15 protein-coding genes are annotated in these 20,422 nt (G+C 73.9%); 7 read left to right on the top strand and 8 right to left on the bottom strand.

Annotated elements, in window-relative coordinates; all coding sequences use genetic code 11:
- Positions 1 to 47: 47 nt before the first annotated feature.
- The 3 genes from Mam01_RS10285 (at position 48) to Mam01_RS10275 (ending at position 3,959) form a co-directional block, all read left to right on the top strand.
- A complete protein-coding gene (locus Mam01_RS10285) occupies positions 48 to 569 on the top strand; it encodes an RNA polymerase sigma factor (protein ID WP_204285142.1) in 522 nt (173 codons plus the stop codon).
- Between the two features lie 67 nt (positions 570 to 636).
- Positions 637 to 1,209, top strand: coding sequence for a hypothetical protein (locus tag Mam01_RS10280; protein ID WP_204285141.1), 573 nt, complete (start codon positions 637 to 639; stop codon positions 1,207 to 1,209).
- Complete coding sequence (locus Mam01_RS10275) at positions 1,209 to 3,959, top strand: CHAT domain-containing protein (RefSeq protein ID WP_239101217.1); 2,751 nt, start codon at positions 1,209 to 1,211, stop codon at positions 3,957 to 3,959. Before Mam01_RS10280 ends, Mam01_RS10275 begins: the two co-directional genes overlap by 1 nt.
- 2 nt (positions 3,960 to 3,961) lie before the next feature.
- Here Mam01_RS10275 and Mam01_RS10270 read toward each other — a convergent pair whose 3' ends face one another.
- The 7 genes from Mam01_RS10270 to Mam01_RS10240 form a co-directional block, all read right to left on the bottom strand.
- The gene (locus tag Mam01_RS10270; RefSeq protein WP_204285139.1) at positions 3,962 to 4,825 is read right to left on the bottom strand and encodes a sulfurtransferase; all 864 of its coding nucleotides are present in this window, start codon (positions 4,823 to 4,825) and stop codon (positions 3,962 to 3,964) included.
- Positions 4,826 to 4,898: 73 nt separating this feature from the next.
- Positions 4,899 to 5,492 carry an isochorismatase family protein gene (locus Mam01_RS10265; RefSeq protein WP_239101191.1) on the bottom strand — a complete coding sequence of 198 codons (594 nt, stop codon included), beginning with the start codon at positions 5,490 to 5,492 and terminating at the stop codon, positions 4,899 to 4,901.
- A gap of 73 nt (positions 5,493 to 5,565) precedes the next feature.
- Complete coding sequence (locus Mam01_RS10260) at positions 5,566 to 6,939, bottom strand: MFS transporter (RefSeq protein WP_204285137.1); 1,374 nt, start codon at positions 6,937 to 6,939, stop codon at positions 5,566 to 5,568.
- Positions 6,940 to 7,129: 190 nt separating this feature from the next.
- Positions 7,130 to 7,570, bottom strand: coding sequence for a MarR family winged helix-turn-helix transcriptional regulator (locus Mam01_RS10255; protein WP_204285136.1), 441 nt, complete (start codon positions 7,568 to 7,570; stop codon positions 7,130 to 7,132).
- Positions 7,571 to 7,681: 111 nt separating this feature from the next.
- On the bottom strand, positions 7,682 to 8,941 hold the full coding sequence (locus Mam01_RS10250) for an alkaline phosphatase family protein (RefSeq protein WP_307819945.1): 1,260 nt from the start codon (positions 8,939 to 8,941) through the stop codon (positions 7,682 to 7,684).
- 149 nt (positions 8,942 to 9,090) lie between these two features.
- A complete protein-coding gene (locus Mam01_RS10245; RefSeq protein ID WP_150932283.1) occupies positions 9,091 to 9,669 on the bottom strand; it encodes a DUF5998 family protein in 579 nt (192 codons plus the stop codon).
- Between the two features lie 71 nt (positions 9,670 to 9,740).
- Positions 9,741 to 12,392, bottom strand: coding sequence for a bifunctional acetate--CoA ligase family protein/GNAT family N-acetyltransferase (locus Mam01_RS10240; RefSeq protein WP_204285135.1), 2,652 nt, complete (start codon positions 12,390 to 12,392; stop codon positions 9,741 to 9,743).
- A 279-nt stretch (positions 12,393 to 12,671) separates the two neighbouring features.
- On the opposite strand from Mam01_RS10240, the gene Mam01_RS10235 reads away from it, so the two are divergent.
- On the top strand, positions 12,672 to 13,565 hold the full coding sequence (locus tag Mam01_RS10235) for a carbohydrate kinase family protein (RefSeq protein ID WP_204285134.1): 894 nt from the start codon (positions 12,672 to 12,674) through the stop codon (positions 13,563 to 13,565).
- 39 nt (positions 13,566 to 13,604) lie between these two features.
- On the opposite strand, the gene Mam01_RS10230 is transcribed toward Mam01_RS10235, so the two are convergent.
- Positions 13,605 to 15,716, bottom strand: a complete 2,112-nt coding sequence (locus tag Mam01_RS10230) for a RecQ family ATP-dependent DNA helicase (RefSeq protein WP_204285133.1) — start codon at positions 15,714 to 15,716, stop codon at positions 13,605 to 13,607.
- Between the two features lie 85 nt (positions 15,717 to 15,801).
- Here Mam01_RS10230 and Mam01_RS10225 point away from each other — a divergent pair, with 85 nt between their 5' ends.
- From Mam01_RS10225 to Mam01_RS10210, 3 genes are all read left to right on the top strand, one after another.
- Positions 15,802 to 16,374, top strand: a complete 573-nt coding sequence (locus tag Mam01_RS10225) for a GNAT family N-acetyltransferase (protein ID WP_150932291.1) — start codon at positions 15,802 to 15,804, stop codon at positions 16,372 to 16,374.
- 237 nt (positions 16,375 to 16,611) lie between these two features.
- Positions 16,612 to 19,143, top strand: coding sequence for a DNA gyrase/topoisomerase IV subunit A (locus Mam01_RS10220; RefSeq protein WP_204285132.1), 2,532 nt, complete (start codon positions 16,612 to 16,614; stop codon positions 19,141 to 19,143).
- Between the two features lie 20 nt (positions 19,144 to 19,163).
- The gene (locus Mam01_RS10210) at positions 19,164 to 20,348 is read left to right on the top strand and encodes a tetratricopeptide repeat protein (protein ID WP_239101190.1); all 1,185 of its coding nucleotides are present in this window, start codon (positions 19,164 to 19,166) and stop codon (positions 20,346 to 20,348) included.
- Positions 20,349 to 20,422: the final 74 nt, after the last annotated feature.

The following is a 20,422-nucleotide window of genomic DNA, read 5'->3' as shown; positions in this document are numbered from 1 at the left end:
GGGTTCCAGTCACCATTCGCATTCCCCCGAGCGCGAAGAGTGACTTCATGCCGACAGACGACTCGTTCGCCACCATCGACCAGGCCGGCTGGGAGGACCTGGTAGCCCGGTTCGACGGCAGGATGTGGGCGGTCGCGCGGGCGTTCGGGCTCAGCGCCGCCGACGCCGCCGACGCGGTGCAGTGCGCCTGGCTCCGGCTCGTGGAGAGCGCGGGCGCCATCCGCGACCCCGCCCGGATCGGCGCCTGGCTCGTCACCACCACCCGGCACGAGGCCGCCAGGCTCAGCCGCAGGGCCCGTGGTGAGGTGATCTCCGACCTGGACGTGCCGGACACGGCGCAGCCCGACCCGACGGCGGCCGTGGTCGACGCCGACTTCGGCAGGCAGGCGTGGCGGCGGCTCGACCTGCTCGGGGAGCCCTGCCGCTCGCTCATCCGCCTCTACGTGCTGCATCCCGAGGCGAGGTACGCCCAGATCGCGGTCCGGCTCGACCTGCCGGTCGGCAGCATCGGACCCACCCGGGCCAGATGCATGTCCCGGCTGCGCGCGCTGATGGAGGAACCGGAGTGAACGGGAACCGGGCCCACCCCTCGGGGCGGCCGTATCGAAGCGGGACGACGAGGCAGGAGGAGCGCCGATGAGGGAGGAATACCTGCTCGCGGCCCTGCGCATGGGCGCGGGCGCCGACCCCGTGCCCGAGGGGGTCTCGGCCGCGGCCCGGGCGGTCTTCCGCCTGCGCGTGCCCGGAGGAGTGCCCGCCGGGCCGGTGGACCTCGCCGCGCCGCCCGGAGCGCGCTCCTCCCCCGCGACCGACGCCTCGTCCGGGACCTCGCCCGGGACCTCGCCCGGCACGGACGCGGCGGCCGGGGAGCCGGGCGCCGCCGGAGCGGGCGACGAGTCATGGCGGCCGGGCGCCGGGGACGGCCGGGACAACCCGGCGCACGTACGCCGGTTCAGCGCGGCGGGCCTGGTCATCGACCTGGAGACGACCATCACCGGCGGGCGGATGGAGGTGGCCGGGCAGGTGTCCCCCGCCCCCGGGCCGGACGCCAGGATCGAGGTGCGCACCCCGCATGTCGGCAAGGTCCGCGCCCTCTCCGAGACGGGTCACTTCGCGGTCACGGGCCTGCCGCCCGGATGGGTCAGCGTGGTCTGCCATCGACCTGGCCGGCCGCCCGTCTTCACCCGCTGGCTCCGCGTACGCCCGTGATGTCGCGGCAGCCCGCCCACGGGCCGGACGCCGCGGGACCGTGCCCGTGCACCGGCCCCTCCCATGAACCTCACCAGGACGGCGACCGGCTGGTCGGCCGGGCCGAGGCGGCCGTACGGCTCTCGGGCACCGATCCGCGACGGGCCCTGTCGGAGGCGCGGGCCGTGCTGGAGCTGACCCGGCGCGCGGAGCCGGCCGGGCCGTACGGCGAGGCGGCCTCGGTGGCGCTGCGCGCGTCTGCGCTGGCGGCGCGCGAGCTGGGCGACCTGGAGCTGGCCGAGGAGCGCCTGCGAGAGGCGATCGGCGCGGCGCGGGAGCATCCGCGGCGGGTGGCCCAGGCGCGGATGTCGCTCGTCACGGTCCGGGCCCAGCTCGGCGATCCCGAGGGCGGGCTGCGCCTGGCCGGCCTCGCCGAGCGGCACCTCACGGGGACCGACCTGGCGCGGCTGGACGTGCAGCGGTCGGTCGCCCTGATGCTGCTCGGGCGGCACGCGGAGGCCGTGCGGCACTGCGACCGGGCGATCGGCCCGCTGGACGAAGATCCCCGCTTCCAGGCGGGCGCGCTGCTCAACCGCGGCCTCGCCCACGCCTACCTGGAGCGGTACGGAAGAGCCGAGGCCGACCTGGCCCGATGCGCCCGGATCGCCAGGTTCGCGGGCCTCGACCATCTCGTGATGCTGGCGGAGGGCAACCTGCCGTTCGTGGCGGCCCGCCGGGGCGACATCGCCGCCGCCTTCACGCGGTACCGCGCGGCGGAGGAGACGCTGTTCGGCTTTCCCGAGCGGCTCGCCGCGATGCGGACGGACTTCGCCGAGGCGCTCGTGGCCGCCCGGCTGCCCGGCGAGGCACGCGCGCTGCTCGAACAGGCCGTGCCCGAACTGGTGGCCGCACAGGCGCACGCGGCGATCCCCCAAGCGCGGCTGTCGCTCGCCCAGACCGCCCTCCTCTCCGGGGACGCCCGGCTCGCCGGCGCGACCGCGCGCACGGCGTACGCGGAACTGGCCGCGCAGGGCAGGACCGCCTGGCTGCCTCTGGCCACGGAGGTCGTCCTGCGCGCCCGCCTGGCGGACACGGCCGACCACCCACAGGACGGGTTCACCGGTCCCGCGGCCGGCTCGGCCCCCGGCGCCCCGGAAACACCCAGTGCCCTTGAGGCATCGGGCTCCCTGGAGGCACCGCGCTCTCCGGATGCACGGGGCGAGGACCTGATCACCGAACTGGTGGCCTGTGCCGACGAACTGGCGGCCTGCGGGTGGTCCGCGGCGTCCTCGGCGCTGCGGCTCACCGCCGCCGCCTCGGCCGTACGGCTGGGCGCGCTCGGCCGCGCCCGCGAGCAGTTGCGGATCGCCGCCGCCACCGCGACGCGCCCGCTCGTCCGGTGGCACGCGGTGGCCCTGCGGCACCACCTGGACGGGGACCTGGCCCAAGCCCTGGCCGCCGCCGCCCGCGGCATCGAAGCCACCCATCCCCAGTGCGTCGCGGACGACGAGACCAGAGGCGACACGGTTCCGCAGGCAAGCACCGGCCGGACGGGGGGCGGTGCGGCTTCGGAGGACGTTCACGCGCCTGAGCGGGACGCGGAGCTGCGAGCCCACGCCGCACGGCCCGCCGAGGATCTCGCTTCGTTCGGCCTGGAGATCGCCATCGACCATGCCCGCCGCACGGGCGACGCCTGGGCCGTGCTGGAGTGGTCGGAGCGGTGGCGGGCGGTCGTGCGCGGCGCACCGCCGCCGTTCCCGCCGCTCGAGAACCGCCGCCTGCCTGTGCCGCTGCCTGGGGACCGGCTTGCTGGGGCTGGGCTGCTTGTGGAGCTGGTGCGGCGCGGTGACGAGTTGTTCGCCGTCACCGCGGACGCCGGCGGGTGCGCGCTGCGCACCTTGGGCTCCTATCAGGCGGCGGTGGAGGCGACCAAGCGGATCAGGTACGGCCTGCGCCGCCGCGTCCTGCGCGACGCCGGTCATCCGGCGGGCGCCGACGACGAGGCGGTGGCCCGCGAACTGTCCGCCCTCGACCGGCGGCTCCTGAGCGGTCCCGGCACGCTCGCCTCCCCCGGCTCTCCGGGGCAGGGGGCGGCCGGGCCGGTGACGATCGTGCCCACGGGAGCGCTGGGCACACTGCCCTGGCCGCTGCTCCCCTCGTTGCGCGGACGGCCGGTGTCGGTCGCGGCGGACGCCGCCCGATGGTTCGCCCCGCCCCCCGCTCCGCCCGGCGGCGATCCGCTGGTGATGTCGGTGGCGGGCCCGGGGCTCGACCACGCCGCCGCCGAGGCCGCGATGGTCGCCGCCGCGCATCGGCGGGCGCGGCGCGTCGGCGCCTCCAGGGCGGAGGTGCTGCGCGCGCTGGAGCAGGCCGACGTGCTCCACGTCGCCGCCCACGGGCTGTTCAGCCCACGCGGGCCCATGCTGTCGCACATCACGCTGGACGACGGGCCGCTCATGGCGTACGACCTGCTGACCGCGCGCCGGATGCCCCGGCTCGTCGTCCTGTCGGCCTGCGACGCGGGAATGGCGCACGCGCCGGTGGACGGCGCGGCGCTGGGACTCGCCGGGACCTTCCTCGACCGGGGCGCGGCGTGCGTGGTCGCCGGAGTCGTGCCGGTCCGCGACGACGAGGCCCCGGCGCTGATGACGCTTCTCCACACGCTGCTGGCGGACGGCCGCTCCCCCGCCGAGGCGCTGGCCCTGGCGTCGGAGAAGACGGCCGTGCCGGGATTCGTCTGCTTCGGCGACGGCCGCCTCCCGGCGGAATGAGGTCAGCCGGTCGCGACGGGCCTGCCGGGGTCGGCCACCCAGTTGGACCACGAGCCGGCGTACAGGGCGGCGGGCAGTCCGGCGATCTCCAGTGCGAGCACCTCGTGCGCGGCCGTCACCCCCGACCCGCAGTAGGCGCCGACGGGCACGCCCTCGACGGCCCCCAGTGTGTTGAACCGCTCCCGGAGGAACGACCCGCTGTGGAAGCGCCCACCGGGCTCGACGTTCTCGGAGGTGGGGGCGCTGACCGCACCGGGGATGTGACCGGCGACCGGGTCGACGGGCTCCACCTCGCCCCGATACCGCTCGGCCGCCCGCGCGTCGAGCAGCACGCCATCGACGGCGAGCGCGGCCGCCTGGTCGGCGTCGAGCACCGGCATCCCGCCGGGCCGGGCGGTGAAGTCTCCCGGCGTCACCGGACCTTCCTCCTTGGACACCGGGAGCCCGGCTTTGGTCCAGGCCCGCAGGCCGCCGTCCAGCACGCGGACGTCGCCGTGGCCGAAGTAGCGCAGGGTCCACCACGCCCGGGCGGCCGACGTCGAGTCGGCGTCGTCGTACACGACCACCGGGCGCGCGCCCGACACCCCGAGGCGGCGCATGGCGGCGCCGAAATCCTCCGGGGAGGGCAGCGGATGCCGCCCGGCCTGGCCGGGCGGGGCGGCGAGATCGGCGTTCAGGTCGCAGAAGACCGCGCCGGGCACGTGCCCCTCACGGTACGACTCGATGCCGGGTGGCCCGCCGAGCCGCCAGCGGACGTCGAGGATCGTGACGTCGGCGAGCGCGGCGAGTTCCTCGGGAGTGATCAGCGGGCTGTGCTCCCCGCCGCGGTGCTCCCCGGTCCGCTCTTCCCCGACTCGCTCGCTCATGAGACCCCTCCTGGCCGGTACGGTGGCACAGCCATTGTGCCAAGCCGTCACCGCCGCCCGGCGTCGCGCGCCTTCAGGACGTGGTCGCGGTGAGCAGTCCGAGGACGTCGGACGTGGTGCCGGTCTCCCCGAGACGGGGAAAGATCTTCTCGACGCTGTGGCGGTGGGCCTCGGGGTCGCGGTCGGTCATCGCGTCGGTCACCAGGGTGACGTGGTAGCCGTGCTCGTGGGCGGCGCGGGCGGTGGACTCGACGCCGATGCTGGTAGCCACCCCGGTCAGCACGATCTGGGTGACGCCGCGGCGGCGCAGATGCAGGTCGAGGTCGGTGCCGTAGAAGGCCGACCAGTTGCGCTTGGTGACGACGATGTCCCCCGGATGCCCGGCCAGGTCTCCGGTGATCTCGTCCCACCCGGCGGGCGACGCTGCGGCGGACGGGGCTCCGGAGGATCGGCGCAGGTCGGTGCGCCCCGGGGCGGCGTCTGAGCCGTCGGCCGCGGCGGTGACGCGCACCAGCACCACCGGCAGGCCGCGCGCCCGGAAGGTCTCGGCCAGCCGGACCGTCCGGGTGAGCACGTCACCGGTGGAGTGCGGGCTGCCGGAGAGGGCCATGACGCCGTTCTGCAGATCGACGGCGACGAGCGCGGTCCTGGGATCGAGCGTGGTCACGGGCATTACGGTGTCCCTTTCCGAGGTGCGGAGCGGAGCGGACGGTGGCGGTGGGTAGGTGGTCAGAGGGTGATCAGGAGGTCGACGCCCGACCGGCACGGCGCAGCGACCGGTCGGCGAGGACGCCCACCAGGAGCAGGACCGCGATGCCCAGGAGGAGCAGGCTCAGGCCGTGCAGCCCGCCGGTGGTCGCGCCGTGCCGGTAGAACGCCGCGTCGGCGGCCGAGGCCGTCAGCGCGCCGAGGTACGCGAAGGTGCGCAGCAGCCCTGCGGAGGACCCCATGCGGGCCGGGTCGGCCTGCGCGTACAACGCGTTCTGGTTGGCCAGCCCAATCAGGCCCTGCGGCACGCCGATGACCACGCCGACCAGGGCGAGCAGCCACAGCGCGCTGCCCGGGCCGGCCCACAGCAGCGCGGCGCAGCCGGCGATCTGCGTCGCCGCGCCGACGAGGAGCTTGCCGCGCACCTCGACGCGGCGGCCGGTGATCATGGTCACGACGATGGCGCTCGCCGACATGGGCAGGAGCAGCAACCCGGCGGCCGAGGCGGTGAGCCACTGTGGAAAGCCGTACAGGTACGCGTAGGAGGTCGTGTAGGCCAGCAGCTGCCTGCCGTACGTGGCCAGCAACGGCACGTTGCCGCCCAGGATCCGCAGGTCGAGGAACGGCTGCGCCGCCCGCAGCTCCCGTACGGCGAAGCAGGCCCCGGCAAGCACCGCGATCACCAGCAGGAGCCGGCGCCCGGACGCGGGACGCGCCGGGAGGTCCATCAGGAAGAACATGAACGCCGTGAGCATGCCGGCGAAGAGCACCATGCCGGCCGCGTCCACTCGCGCCTTCGACCCTGGGCCGGCCGGCCCCTGCGCTTCCGATCCCGGGACAGCGGCACGCCGGGGCAGTCGCAGCGCGCCGAGGAGGAGGCAGGCGGCCGCCAGCGGCACGTTGACGGCGAAGATGAGATGCCAGCCGCCCGCGCCGATGAGCAGCCCGCCGAGCGCCGGGCCGATGACCGCGATGACCTGGTTGGAGACCGACAACGCCGCCAGGATGCCGCTGGGGCTCCGCATGCCGGTGCGGTCGGCCTCGGCCCGCAGCAGGAACATCGAGGCGGGGTAGGCGGCCGAGGTGCCGATCCCGAGCAGGACGCGGGAGGCCACCAGGACGCCCAGGCTGGGCGCCAGCACGCCCAGCAGGCCGGCGACGCCGACCAGGGCCGTTCCGGTGAGATACAGCGGGCGCGGGCCGAAGGTGTCCACCAGCCGTCCGATCACCGGCTGCCCGACCGCCGTGGCGAGGTACAGCCCCGTCACGAGCCACGCGGTCTGCGCGGGCGACACGTGGAACCACCGGCCGATGGGCGTCAGCGCCACCGCCAGCATGGAGGAGTTGATCGGGTTCAGGATCGAGCCCAGGATCATCGGGGCGATCAGCCCGCGGTCGAAACCCACGTCAGCGCGTCGCCCGGCCCGGGAGGCGGCCCGAAGCCGGGTCACGGCCGAGACCCGATCACCGCCAGGATCCGGCCACTGCTGAGCCCGTTCACCACCGGAGCCCGATTGCGGCTGAGCCCATTCAGAACCGGAGCCCAGTCGCGGCCGAGGCTGAGTACCGCTGACGCCCGATCATCGCTGCTACCGATCACGACTGGGCCACCGCGTCGAGCAGCGCCATCGCGTCGATGATCGTCCGCAGTTGGTCCTCGGTGCAGTGGTCCTGCAGCGTCCGTGCCAGCCACGCCTCACGGGCCCTGCGTTCGTCCAGCCGGCGCTCGCGCCCCTGCTCGGTCAGTGTCACGACCTGACGCCGGCCGTCCTCGGGATCGCGGTGGCGTTCCACCAGCCCGTCCCGTTCCAGTGCCTGGACGATCGCCGCCATGGACTGCGGCTTGACCCGCTCGGCCGCCGCCAGTTCGCTGGCCGACGCCGGGCCGTGTTTGCCCAGCCGTACCAGCACGGAGACCTGGCCGGCGCTGAGGTCTCCCGCACCGCTCAGCTCTCGCAGCCTGCGGAGGAGCCGGCTGACCGCCACCCAGGTGTCGCCGGCCGCCTGCGCGGCCGCCGCCGAGACGGCATCACTCATCGCACACCTCCAGAAGACAGTCCAAACTGTACACCTGAAACTGCACAGTCCAAGCTGTCTAACTCTGCGCATAGGGAGGTGACATCCGTCTGACGACGGCTCAGCGGATGGTCAGCGGCGGATCTCCAGGAGCGGCACGTTCTGCTCGGCCGGGGTCAGTGAGCCGTGGTAGCCGGTCAGGGACGACTCCACCGGTTCGGCGGCCGAGGCCACGATCACGCACTCGCCGTACGGCACGGCCAGCACGTCGCCGATGCGACCGAGCCACTCGCGCCGGACGCGGCGGCCGAACCAGCCGGTGTCGGCGGCCTCCTCGCGGGTCACCACCCAGGCGCGGCCGCGCAGCGCCTCACGCCAGGTCTCCAGGACCCCCTCCGCCGCGCCCGGCCTGGTGTAGACGTGGCGGGCACGTGCCTCGCCGCCGAGCATGAGCACGCCTTCCCGCAGGTCGGGGCGGTGGTCCACGTCGACCTTGTCAGTGGCGTTGATCATGCCGTGGTCGGCCGTGACGTACAGGACGGCGCCCGGCGGCAGGGACTCCGCGATGCGCTCGGCCATGCGGTCGACGACGGCGAGCTGTTCGAGCCACGCGCCGCTGCCCCAGCCGCCGACGTGGCCGGCCCGGTCGACGTCGCCGTAGTACACGGTGACGTAGGAGGTCTCCCGCAGCGCGTGCCGCACCGCCTCGACGCGCTCGCCGGCGGTCTCCGCCGCCCAGTAGCGCATGCCCCGATAGACGGCGCGGGTGAGCCCGGTGCCGTCGAAGGAGGCGGGCGCGACGTAGACGGGATCCACCCCCGCCGCGGCCATGCGCTGGTAGACGGTCTCGGCGGGCTGCCAGACGTCGGGGTCGACGGGCAGGCCGGGCGCGGTCCAGCGCAGGCAGTTGAACAGCCTGCCCTCCCCCGGCACCGCCATCTGGATCCCCACCATGCCGTGCTCCCCCGGAGGCGCGCCGGTGCCGAGCGTGGCGAGGCTCGTCGGGGTGGAGGACGGGAAGCCCGCCGTGAGCGTGCCGCGCAGGTGGGCCGACAGGAACGGCGCCGTTCCGGGATGGGCGGCCAGCATCTCGGCCCCGAGCCCGTCCACGAGGAACAGGCACACCCGCGCGGCCGGCTCCAGCGCCAGCGTGTTGTCCGTGGACAGGCCGAGGGAGGCGAGCATCGACCCCGGCAGGTCGGCGAGCGAGGCCGTGCCGTACGCGGGCACGTACGGCACGGCCGGCCGCCCCTCGGCGACGGCCCCGAGAGCCTCGGGCGCCTCGGGATCCGCCGAAGGCGCGAGAGACGGGGAGGCCGCGGGTGCCACCGCGGCCGCCGGGGCCTCCGCGGGCGCCCCGCGCGACGCCGCTGGAAGCTGGGGGTCGATCACGTTGCCTCCCGGCGGGACGAGGAGGGGGACGGCGTCAGGGAGTGCCCGCAGGCTCCCCGGCGTGACGGGACGCTCCTCAGACGACGCTCTCTCGGACGGTGCTCTCCTGGACGGTGACCTCTCGGACGATGACCTCTCGTATGGTCCTTTCAGACGGTGGCCTCGGACAACGCCTTGGCGAAGGCCAGCACGTGGGTGACGGCCTCCGGCCCGTCGGCGGCCTCGCTGACCCGCAGCGACAGGTCGTCGGCGGTGATCGCGCCGGTGTAGCCGTGGTCGGCCTCGCAGTTCTCGTCGCCGCAGGTCGCCGGTTCGAGGTCGACGTGGGAGATCGCGCCCCATCCGATCGTCAGCGTGACCTCCGTGGGGGACGTGCCCTGCGCGTACGACGCGGGGTCGGGCACGACTCTGGTCACGGCGACCGACTGGATGCGGCTGAGCCGCACCGCCTCCGTGGTGGTGGAGGCGTGCGAGGCGGGCATGCCCTCCGCGGGTGGATGCTCGTCGGTGTGGCAGACCAGCAGCCGGGTGGGTGACAGGACCAGCACGGTGACGTGCCTGCGCACCTCCATCGCCGGGTCGAACGTCGCCTCGTGATGCACGACGTACGCCGTCACCTGCTCGCTGCCGAGTGCGGAGTCGACGGCGTCGGCCACCAGATCCGGGTAGTAGCCGCTGCGATCTATGGCCTCGCGCAAGCCCGCGGCGGAGACTCGGGTTTCCCTCATGGGTCCATCCTGCCCTGTAAGGGACACCTGTTTCACACCCCGGCGGGACGGGTTTTCCGCCCGTGCCGGGATCAGCGCAGACGGCGGGGCCCGGCGTCGGGGCGCAGCGTGGTGACGGGCCGCAGGACGGCGCGGGCGCCCAGCACCACCGCGCCGGACGCGCCCGCCAGCACCGGGTCGAGGTCCATCCGCACGACCTCCGGCAGCGCGTCGGCCAGCAGCCCCACCCGCACCAGCAGGTCCTCCAGCGCCTCGACCGCCACCGGCTGGTAGCCGTACTCGCCGAACAGCAGCGGCGCGGCGCGCACCGACCGCACCAGCGCCGCCGCGTCCTCGACCGAGAGGGGTGCGAGGCGGTGCGCCTGGTCGCCGAGCAGCCGGGCGGTGACCTCGCCGAGGCCGAACGTGACGACCGCGCCGAAGTAGCGGTCCTGCGTCACCCCGGCGACGGTCGGCACCGAGGGCTGCGGCGCCATGCGCTGCACCGCGAGCGGGGTGCCGGAGCCGAGCAGCGCGGCCAGACCGGCGTACGCCTGCCGGACCCCGGCGGCGTCGGTGAGGCCGACGCGGACGGTGCCCGCGCGGCGGACGTGCTCCGGGTCGGCCGACCTGACCACCACGGGCGGGCCGAGGCGCTCGGCGAGGGCGACGGCCTCCTCCGCGTCGCCCGCGACGTACGACGGCCACACCTCGACGCCGTAACAGGCCAGCAGCGCGGTCGCGTCGATCTCCCGCTCGGCCTCCCCGCCCCCGGCCGTGGGTCCGGCGTCCCCGGCAAGCGCGTCGGCGACGATCCGGCGCGCCGCGGCCGGGTCGATCCCGTCCACCTGCGGCACCAGGCCGACCGGCTCCCGGCGCCAGCGGGCGTACCGCACCACGTGGGCCAGCGCGCGCACCGCCTCCTCCGGGGCCTGGTACGACGGGATCGACCCCCGCCCCGGGGAGTCGTCGCCGGGAGCGCCCGGGACGCGCAGTTCGTCCGGCATGCCCAGCCGGCCCTGGAAGGTGGCGAGCACGGGTTTGCCGGACTCCCGCGCGACGTCGAGCAGCGCCCCGGCGACCTCGCGGCAGTCGCCCGGGATCGGCGGCATGTAGATCGCGACGGCGGCGTCCACCTCGGGCAGCACGCTCCTCAGCGCCTCGGCGAACTCGGCCGCGCCGGCCCGGGCGCCGAGGTTCACCGGCGGGCGGGGCTCCAGGCCCGCCCCCACGCATGCCTCCTCGGCCAGCAGCGTGAGGGCGTCGGAGTTGCCGACGACGCCCACCCGCGGACCGGCGGGCAGGGGCTGGTGCGCCAGCAGCTGGGCGACGTCGAAGAGCTGGACGAGGTCGTCCACCCGGATGACCCCTGCCTGGGCGAACAGCGAGCTCAGCGCGGTGTCGGGCATGGCGAGCACCGGCGCGGCGTGGCCTCCGGGCACCCCCCGCGACCTGACCACCACGATCGGCTTGGACCGGGAGATCCGCCGGGCCAGCCGGGTGAACTTGCGCGGGTTCCCGATGGACTCCAGGTAGAGGAGGATCACGTCGGTCGCCGGGTCCTCCTCCCAGTACTGCAGGAGGTCGTTGCCGGACACGTCGGCCCGGTTGCCGGCCGAGACGAACGTCGAGATGCCCATGCCGCGCTGCGCCACCCGCTGCAGCAGCGCGGTGCCGAGCGCGCCCGACTGGCTGAAGAAGCCGACCCTCCCCCGGCCCGGCAGGGTCGCCGCGAGCGTCGCGTTGAGCCGTACGGCGGGGTCGGTGTTGGCGATGCCCAGGCAGTTGGGGCCCACCACCCGCATGCCGTACGCACGGGCGATGCGGACGAGTTCCTCCTGGCGGGCGAGGCCCTCGGGACCCGTCTCGCCGAACCCGGAGGAGACGACGACCAGGCCCTTCACGCCCTTCTGCGCGCACTCCTCGACCAGTTCGAGCACGCCCTCGGCGGGCACCGCCAGCACGGCGAGGTCCACCTCACCGTCGATCGCCGACACGCTGCGGTGCGCCGGCACGCCGGCCACGGCCCGCACCTGCCGGTGGACGGGGTAGACGGGACCGGTGAAGTCGGCGGCGAGCAAGTTGCGCAGCACCGCCTGGCCGATGCCGCCCGGTTCGCGGCTCGCGCCGATCACCGCGACCGACTCCGGCGTGAGCAGGCGGGCGATCGAGCGCGCCTCGGCGCGGTGCTCGCGGGCGAGCCGCACCTCCAGGGCCGTCTCGGTGCTCGACAGGTCGAGCGTCATGCGGACGACGCCGTCCTCGAACTGGCTCTGCGCCGTGTATCCCGCCTGGCGGAACAGGCCCGTCATCCGGTGGTTGCCGGGCAGCACGTCGGCGATGAACGTCTTAATCCCGCGTTCACGGGCGGCGGCCCGCAGGTGCTCCATCAGCACCGAGGCCACTCCCCTGCCCTGGTGGGCGTCCTCGACCAGGAAGGCCACCTCGGCGTGGTCGCGCGGCTGCACGCGGTCGTACCGCACGACCGCCACCATCTCCGTGCCGATCGTGGCTATCAGGGCGACCCGGTTGTCGTAGTCGACATTCGTGAAGAATGCGACGTCCTTGTCGGTCAACCGGGGGCGCGGGCCGAAGTAGCGGAAGTAGATGGACTCCGCCGACAGGCGTGAGTAGAAGGAGCGCAGCATGCCGGCGTCGTCCGGCCTGATCGGGCGGACATGGGCGGTGCCGCCGTCGGACAGCACGACGTCCGCCTCCCAGTGGGCGGGGTACTGAGGGTGCACGCACCCGAGATTATCCGTGCCCGGCTTGGCGGCAATTGGGGGATTTCTACTTACTTATCGGGATACCCGCGCGAGAGCACTTATAAGGGATCTACCAACCGTGGGGGGACGAGTTGGACAACGCTTGTGCATCGACTGTTCCCGTCTGTCCGCTCTCCACCCACGGCGCCCCTGGAAGCTGTTAGGTTTCTGGGCGTCAGCCTCTACAGCACGGAGCGGACGCCGCCCCTCCTCGGGCCTGGCTCGCCTCCATTAGCCAGTCGGCAAGGTGGTGACAGCATGACGCGGGTCGTCGTGGTGGGCGATCTCATGACGGACGCGGTCGCACGCGCGAAGTTCCCTCTCGCGAGGGCGAGCGACACCCCAGCCGTCGTGACCATGCACGGCGGCGGATCCGGCGCCAACATCGCCTCCTGGCTGGCCGTGGAGGGCTCCGAGGTGGCCTTCATCGGCCGCCGCGGCGCCGACATCACCGGCCGCAACCGGGACATGGAGCTCATGGGCTACGGCGTGGACGCCCGGCTCGTGATGGACCCCGAACGGCCGACCGGCACCTGCGTCGTCCTCGTCACGCACAAGGGCGAGCGGACCATGCTCTCCGACCCGGGCGCCAACGCCGCGCTGTCCCCCGAGGACCTGCCGCGCGACCTGTTCACCTCCGGCGGCCACCTGCACGTGTCCGGCTACACGCTGATCAACGAGGGGTCGCGGGACGCCGGTCTCGCCGCTCTCGACATGGCCCGCCGGGCGGGCATGTCGATCTCCGTCGACTGCGCCTCCTCCGCCCCGCTGGAGCGGACCGGCGCGGAGCCGTTCCTGGAGTGGACCGACGGCGCGAAGCTGCTGTTCGCCAACGGCGACCAGGCCAAGGTGCTCACCGGCAGGGACGACCCCGCCTCGGCGGCGAAGGTGCTGACCGCCTGGTTCCCCCAGGTCGTGATCAAAATCAACGTCGAGGGCTCGCTCTGGTACTCCAACACCCGCCCCGAGCCGGTCAGAGCGTCGGCCGAGGTCGTCGACCGGGTGGTGGACGGAACCGGCGCCGGCGACGCCTTCGCCGCCGGTTTCCTGCCGGTCTGGCTGGACGGCAAGCCGGCCGCGGAGGCCCTGGCCGCGGGCAACGCCCTCGCCGCCCGGTGCATCTCCAACCTCGGCGCCCGCCCCCGCCTCTAGCCGAAGCGGACCCGGCGCGCCCTCCCACGCGCCCCGGAACTAGTTCGTGACGGCGAGGGCGAGGGGAAGCGCGGCGGGGGCGCCCGCGTGGCGGATCTGGGCGGCGGCGAGCGCCATCGTCCAGCCGGTGTCGACGCGGTCGTCCACCACCAGCACCGGTCCGTCGAGGGCGGCGATCCGCGCGGCGAGCTCACGCGGCATCGCGAGCGTCCCCCGGATGGCCGCCACCCGCTGGGCGCTGTTGTGCCTGGCCGCCGGTGATCCGTCGCGGTAGCCGAGCGCGCCGAGATGCTCCAGGCGGCCCACCTGGGCCAGCCGTTCGGCGAGCGACCCGACCAGCACCGGCCGCGACCCCGAGGGCACCGCGACGACGCCGACCGGGCGTCGCGCCCACTCCCACGACTTCAGCACCTCGACGACCGCGGCGAACACGTCGTCGGGGACCGGCCCGTCACCCGCGGCGAACAGTTCCCGCAGCCGGGTGCCCCAGCCGATGTCGGTGAGGCGGCCGAGCGCGCGGCCCGGCTCCGCGCACAGCTCCGGCTTGATCCGCCCCTTCAGGTCGGGCAGGCCGGTGGGCCACTGGCGGCGCGGCTCGATCTCCACGCCGGGCCGTGCCAGCCGCTGCCGGGCGGCCTGTACGGCCTCCTCCGGCACCTCGGCGGACCGGTGGGCGCCGGTGCAGTTGTCGCACCGGCCGCAGGGCTCGGCCGTCTCGTCGTCGAGATGGCGGCGCAGGTAGCGCTCCCGGCACTCGGTCGTCGTGATGTAGCCGAGCATCGCCTCCTGCTCGGCCCGGCGCTCGGCGGCCACCCTGGCGTAGCGCTCGGTGTCGTAGCTCCACGGCTCGCCGGTGGCCTCCCAGCCGCCCTTGACCCGGCGGACGGCGCCGTCCACGTCGAGCACCTTGAGCATCATCTCCAGGCGGCTCCGGCTGAGGTCGACCCTCGTCTCCAGCGCGGGAGTGGACAGCACGCCCTCCTGCGAAAGCGCCTCCAGCGTCGCCCTCACCACCCCCTCCGGGGGGAAGGCGAGCGAGGCGAAGTAGGCCCAGATCTCCTTGTCCTCCGGGCCGGGCAGCAGGATGACCTCGGCCCGCTCGACGCCGCGGCCGGCCCGGCCCACCTGCTGGTAGTACGCCACGGGCGAGGCCGGAGCGCCCACGTGGACGACGAAGCCGAGATCGGGCTTGTCGAAGCCCATCCCCAGCGCCGAGGTCGCCACCAGCGCCTTGACCCGGTTGCCGAGCAGGTCGGCCTCCGCCGCCAGCCGGTCCGCCGCCTCGGTCTGCCCGGTGTACGCGGTGACCGGGTGGCCCTGCTCGCGCAGGTACGCGGCGATCTCCTGGGCCGCGGCGACGGTCAGCGTGTAGACGATGCCGGAGCCCGGCAGGTCGTGGAGCGTCCTGGCCAGCCAGGCGAGCCGCTGGCCGGCCCCGCCCAGCCGTACGACGCTCAGGTGGAGGCTCTCGCGCTCCAGCGGGCCGCGCAGGACGAACACCTCGCCGCCGGGCAGTTCGTCCCACTCCTGGGTGACGGCGAGCTGCTCGGCGACGTCGCGGGTGACCCGGGCGTTCGCGGTGGCGGTGGTGGCGAGCACGGGGATGCCCGGCGGCAGCTCGGCCAGCAGGGTGCGGAGCCTGCGGTAGTCGGGCCGGAAGTCGTGCCCCCAGTCGGAGATGCAGTGGGCCTCGTCGATCACCAGGAGCCCGGCGCTCGCGGCCAGCTCGGGCAGCACCTGGTCGCGGAAGTCGGGGTTGTTCAGCCTCTCGGGGCTCACCAGCAGCACGTCGACCATGCCCTCGGCGACCTGGCCGTAGACCTTCTCCCAGTCCTCGGGGTTGGCCGAGTTGATCGTCTCCGCGTGGATGCCGGCCCGCTCCGCGGCGTCGATCTGGTTGCGCATCAGCGCCAGCAGCGGGGAGACGATGACCGTGGGCCCCTCGCCGAGCTCGCGCAGGAGCGCGGTCGCGATGAAGTAGACGGCCGACTTGCCCCAGCCGGTGCGCTGCACCACCAGCGCGCGCCTGCGGTCCATGACCAGGGCCTTGATTGCGGCCCACTGGTCGTCGCGCAGCCGCGCGTGGTCTCCGGCGAGCGCCCGCAGCCGGGCCTCCGCCTCTTCCCGCAGCGTCACCTCTTCTTCGCTCACCCGCCCATTGGTACCAGGTCCGGCCGACCGTTTCGGCCCCGAGCACGAAGTGGCCGGCGGGCGCCGTGGTTGGATGAGCCCCGTTATGGACGTCACCACGTGGTACCTCGAACAGACCAGCCCCTCCGACCTGCGCCCCGGCCGGAAGCCCGCGCTCCCCGCCGAGATCGTCCGGGCGGAGGTGCCCAGCCCCGAGTTCGGCCGGTTCCTCTACACGGCGGTCGGCGGCGACTGGCAGTGGACCAACCGGCTGCCGTGGACCTGGAAGCAGTGGAAGGACTGGCTCGACCGGCCGGGGGTCGAGACCTGGGTGGCCTGGACGCGCGGCACTCCCGCCGGATACGCCGAACTCGTCGCACGCGACGGCGCCGTCGAGATCACCAGCTTCGGGCTGCTGCCGTACGCGATCGGGCAGGGGCTCGGCGGATGGCTGCTCGGCGAGGCGGCGGCACGCGCCTGGGACATCGCGAGCCGGTGGCCCGGCCTGGAGCCCGCCCGGCGGGTCTGGGTGCACACCTGCTCCCTCGACGGCCCGGCGGCGCTCGCCAACTACCGGGCCCGGGGGTTCCGCGTCTACGACGAGAAGCTGAACGCGCCGGGCGACGAGGACGAGGGCGAGACGCCCGGCCCCTGGCCCGGCGCCGGTCCCCGCACCTGACGCCGCGTCCCCGATCCCATGCCCGGCCACCCCTGTGATCAGGGAAACCGGCACACGGCGGCGGCCGTACGCCCGCGCGCACCGGCGAAGCCGGAACGGAGGGCACGGGCCCGGCAGTAGGGTGGTGAGTCGCGAACATGGCGAACTCTCGGCAGAATGTTCGATGTTCACGCCCGACGTTCGCCCCTCCCCGGTCCCGACGGCCGGGGCCCGGCTCCTCGACACGCAGGAATCCACATGGCCCGACGCACGACGACACCTCCGCCGGACGAGGACTTCGAGGAGCGGATCGTCGACATCGACGTCTCCGCCGAGATGCGGGCGAGCTACCTTGAGTACGCCTACTCGGTGATCTACCAGCGCGCGCTGCCCGACGCGCGCGACGGACTCAAGCCCGTCCAGCGGCGCATCCTCTACTCCATGAGCGAGATGGGCTTGCGCCCCGACCGCGGGCACGTCAAGTCCTCCCGCGTGGTCGGCGACGTGATGGGCAAGCTCCACCCGCACGGCGACACCGCCATCTACGACGCGCTCGTCCGGCTGGCGCAGCCGTTCTCGATGCGCCTGCCGCTGGTGGACGGGCACGGCAACTTCGGCTCCCCCGACGACTCCCCCGCGGCGATGCGGTACACCGAGGCGCGGCTCGCCCCGGCGGCGATGCTGATGGTGCAGTCGATCGACGAGGAGACCGTCGACTTCAAGCCCAACTACGACGGTCAGGAGACCGAGCCGACGGTCGTGCCGTCGGCCTTCCCCAACCTGCTCGTGAACGGCGCCTCCGGCATCGCGGTCGGCATGGCCACCAACATGGCCCCGCACAACCTCGGGGAGGTCGTCGCGGCGGCCCGGCACCTCATCAGGAAGCCGGAAGCGACGCTCGACGAGCTCATGCGCTTCGTGCCCGGCCCCGACCTGCCGACCGGCGGCATGATCATCGGCCTGAGCGGCGTCAGGGACGCGTACGAGACCGGGCGCGGCACGTTCAAGATGCGGGCGAAGGCGACGGTCGAGCAGGTCACCCCGAGGCGCAAGGGCATCGTCGTCACCGAACTGCCGTTCAACGTCGGCCCCGAACGGGTCGTGACGAAGATCAAGGAGCTGGTGACCTCCAAGAGGCTCACCGGCATCTCCGACCTCAAGGACCTGACCGACCGGCACAAGGGCCTCCGCCTGGTCATCGAGATCAAGAACGGCTTCAACCCCGAGGCCGTGCTGGAGGAGCTCTACCGGCTCACGCCGATGGAGGAGACCTTCGGCATCAACAACGTCGCGCTGGTCGACGGCCAGCCGCGCACGCTGGGCCTGCGCGAGCTGCTCTCGGTCTACGTGGCCCACCGGCTCGACGTGGTGCGCAGGCGCTCGGCGTACCGGCTGCGCAGGCGCGAGGAACGGCTCCACCTGGTCGACGGCCTCATCGTCGCGCTGCTCAACATCGACCAGGTCATCCAGGTGATCCGCGGGTCGGACGACTCCGCGCAGGCCCGGGCCCGGCTCATGGAGACCTTCGCGCTGAGCGAGATCCAGGCCAACTACATCCTCGACACCCCGCTGCGGCGCCTCACCCGCTACGACAAGCTGGAGCTCGACCGGGAGAAGGAGCAGCTCCAGGCCGACATCGCCGAGCTGAACGAGATCCTCGGCTCGGAGGACCGGCTGCGCCGGGTCGTGTCGGCCGAGCTGGCCGAGGTCGCCAAGACGTACGGCACGCCGCGCCGCACCGTCCTGCTGGAGTCGTCGGACGCCGCCAGGGCCGCCGTCGTGCCGCTGGAGGTGCCCGACGACCCCTGCCTGGTCATGCTGTCGTCCACCGGCCTGCTCGCGCGTACGACCGACGCCTCGCCGATCTCCGGTGAGGGCGAGCGGGCGGCGCACGACGTGCTGGTGTCGGTGGTCCGCGCGACCGTGCGCGGCGAGGTCGGCGTGGTCACCTCGAAGGGCCGCGTCATCCGCGTCTCGGTGCTCGACCTGCCCGCCCTGCCGCCCTCGGCCAACCCGCCCTCCCTGGCCGGCGGGCATCCGGTGTCGGAGTACGTCTCGCTCGAACCGGACGAGAAGGTCGTCGGGCTCGGCTCACTCGACCCCGACGGGCCGGGCCTCGCGCTCGGCACCAGCCAGGGCGTGGTCAAGCGGGTGGTGCCCGAATACCCGGTCAACCGCGACGAGTTCGAGGTGATCGGGCTGCGGGACGGTGACGTGGTGGTGGGCGCGGTGGAGCTCACCTCGGCCGATCACGACCTGGTCTTCATCACCTCGGACGCCCAGATGCTGCGCTTCTCCGCCTCCGTCGTACGGCCCCAGGGCCGTCCCGCCGGAGGCATGGCCGGCGTGCGCCTGGAGGGCGATGCCCGGGTGGTCTTCTTCGGCGCCGTCGATCCCGCCCTGGAGGCCCGCGTCGTGACGATCGCCGGCTCCTCCACGGCCCTGCCCGGCACCCAGATGGGCGCGGGCAAGGTCTCCGACTACGCCGACTTCCCCCCGAAGGGCCGGGCGACCGGCGGCGTGCGCGCCCAGCGCTTCCTCAAGGGCGAGGACGTGCTGCTACTCGCCTACGCCGGGCCCGCGCCGGTGAAGGCGGTCTCGTCGAACGGCAGGCCGGTGCCGCTGCCGGAGGAGATCGGCCGCCGCGACGGCTCGGGGGTGCGCCTCGTGCACGCCATCGCGGCGATCGGCGGCGCGCTCGGCGCGGGCGGCGACGACGAGGAGACCGCCGCCACCGACGGCGGCATGGCCACGACCGGTGACACGGGCGGCGAAGAGCCGCAGATGTGACATGCGCCGGCGCGGAGCGGGTGGCGGTCGACGCGCGGATCGTCGACGACGGCGACCTGGTGAGCGGCGCCGGGGTCACCTCGGCCTCCACCTCGTGGAGCGCGAGTTCGGGCCGCGCGTCGCCCGCGACGTGGAGCAGCTGGTCGCCCATGAGCGGCGCGGCGTCGTCTGGCGCGAGCACCGTCCGTCCGCGCCGGCCGACCGCCGGCCGAAGGCCGCACGATGACCGCGTTCTTCCTGGCCGCCCACGTCCACGCCGGGACGACAGGGTGCCTGCTGCGGCCAACCTCGCCGGCCTGCCACTGGAACAGACCCGGCGACTGCTGGCCGAGCTGACCCGCGCTCACCTGCTGACTGAGCAGAACCCGGGCCGATACGGAATGCACGACCTGCTACGCACCTACGCCACCGAGCTGACCCGGTGCTGGGACAGCGACGCCGATCGGCACGCGGCGCTGCTCCGGGTTTTCGACCACTACCTGCATACCGCTCATACCGCGGCGCTGCTGCTGGACCCGGCTCGCGATCCGCTCTCCCTGACCCCGGCGCAGCCGGGGGTAACCATCCACCCCCTCACCAGCCTTGACGAGGCGCTGGCCTGGTTTTCCGCCGAGCACACGGTCCTCATCGGAGCCGTCCTCCGGCAAGGGCCGAACTCACCTCAGCCTCGCCCTGGCCTTCGCCCGCCAATCCGGCTACCACGACACGCTTCGCCACGCCCAGCAGGCGCTTCAACTGTTCCGCGCCGCCGGCCACCAGATCCGACAGGCCTTCGCGCTGGTGGGCATCTGGTGGGCCCACAGCCAGCTCGGCGACCACCGTCGGGCCCTGCCCGCCTGTCAGAGGTTCTGGCCCTGTACCAGAGCATCAGCGACCGTCACGGCGAGGCGGCCGCCTGGGACAGCCTCGGCCAGACCCTGCACCACCTCGGCCGACACGCCCAGGCCGTCGCCGGCTACCAGGAGGCTCTCACGCTCTTCCAACAGCTCGACGACCCTTACGGACAGGCCTACACCCTCACTCGCCTCGGCGAAACCCAGCGCGCGATGGGCGAGCACGACGCCGCCTACCGCGCCTGGCTGCGCGCACTTTCCATCCTCACCGAGCTCGGCCATCCAGATGCCGACACCGTGCGAGCCAAGCTGCACGCTTTCGGACTCACCACGACTCACGACGTCACTCCGGCCAGGCAATCCTTCGGCTGAAGATCTCCGGGCCGGTGACCGGCCTCGCCGGCGCACGGGCCGCACTCGTCGAGCGGGGCACCGGTCCGTGCTCA

The sequence above is a fragment of the Microbispora amethystogenes genome (genome assembly GCF_016863015.1).
Lineage (GTDB): Bacteria > Actinomycetota > Actinomycetes > Streptosporangiales > Streptosporangiaceae > Microbispora > Microbispora amethystogenes.
Note: the sequence above shows the minus strand (reverse complement) of the source record. Positions and strands in the feature narration are given on the sequence as shown.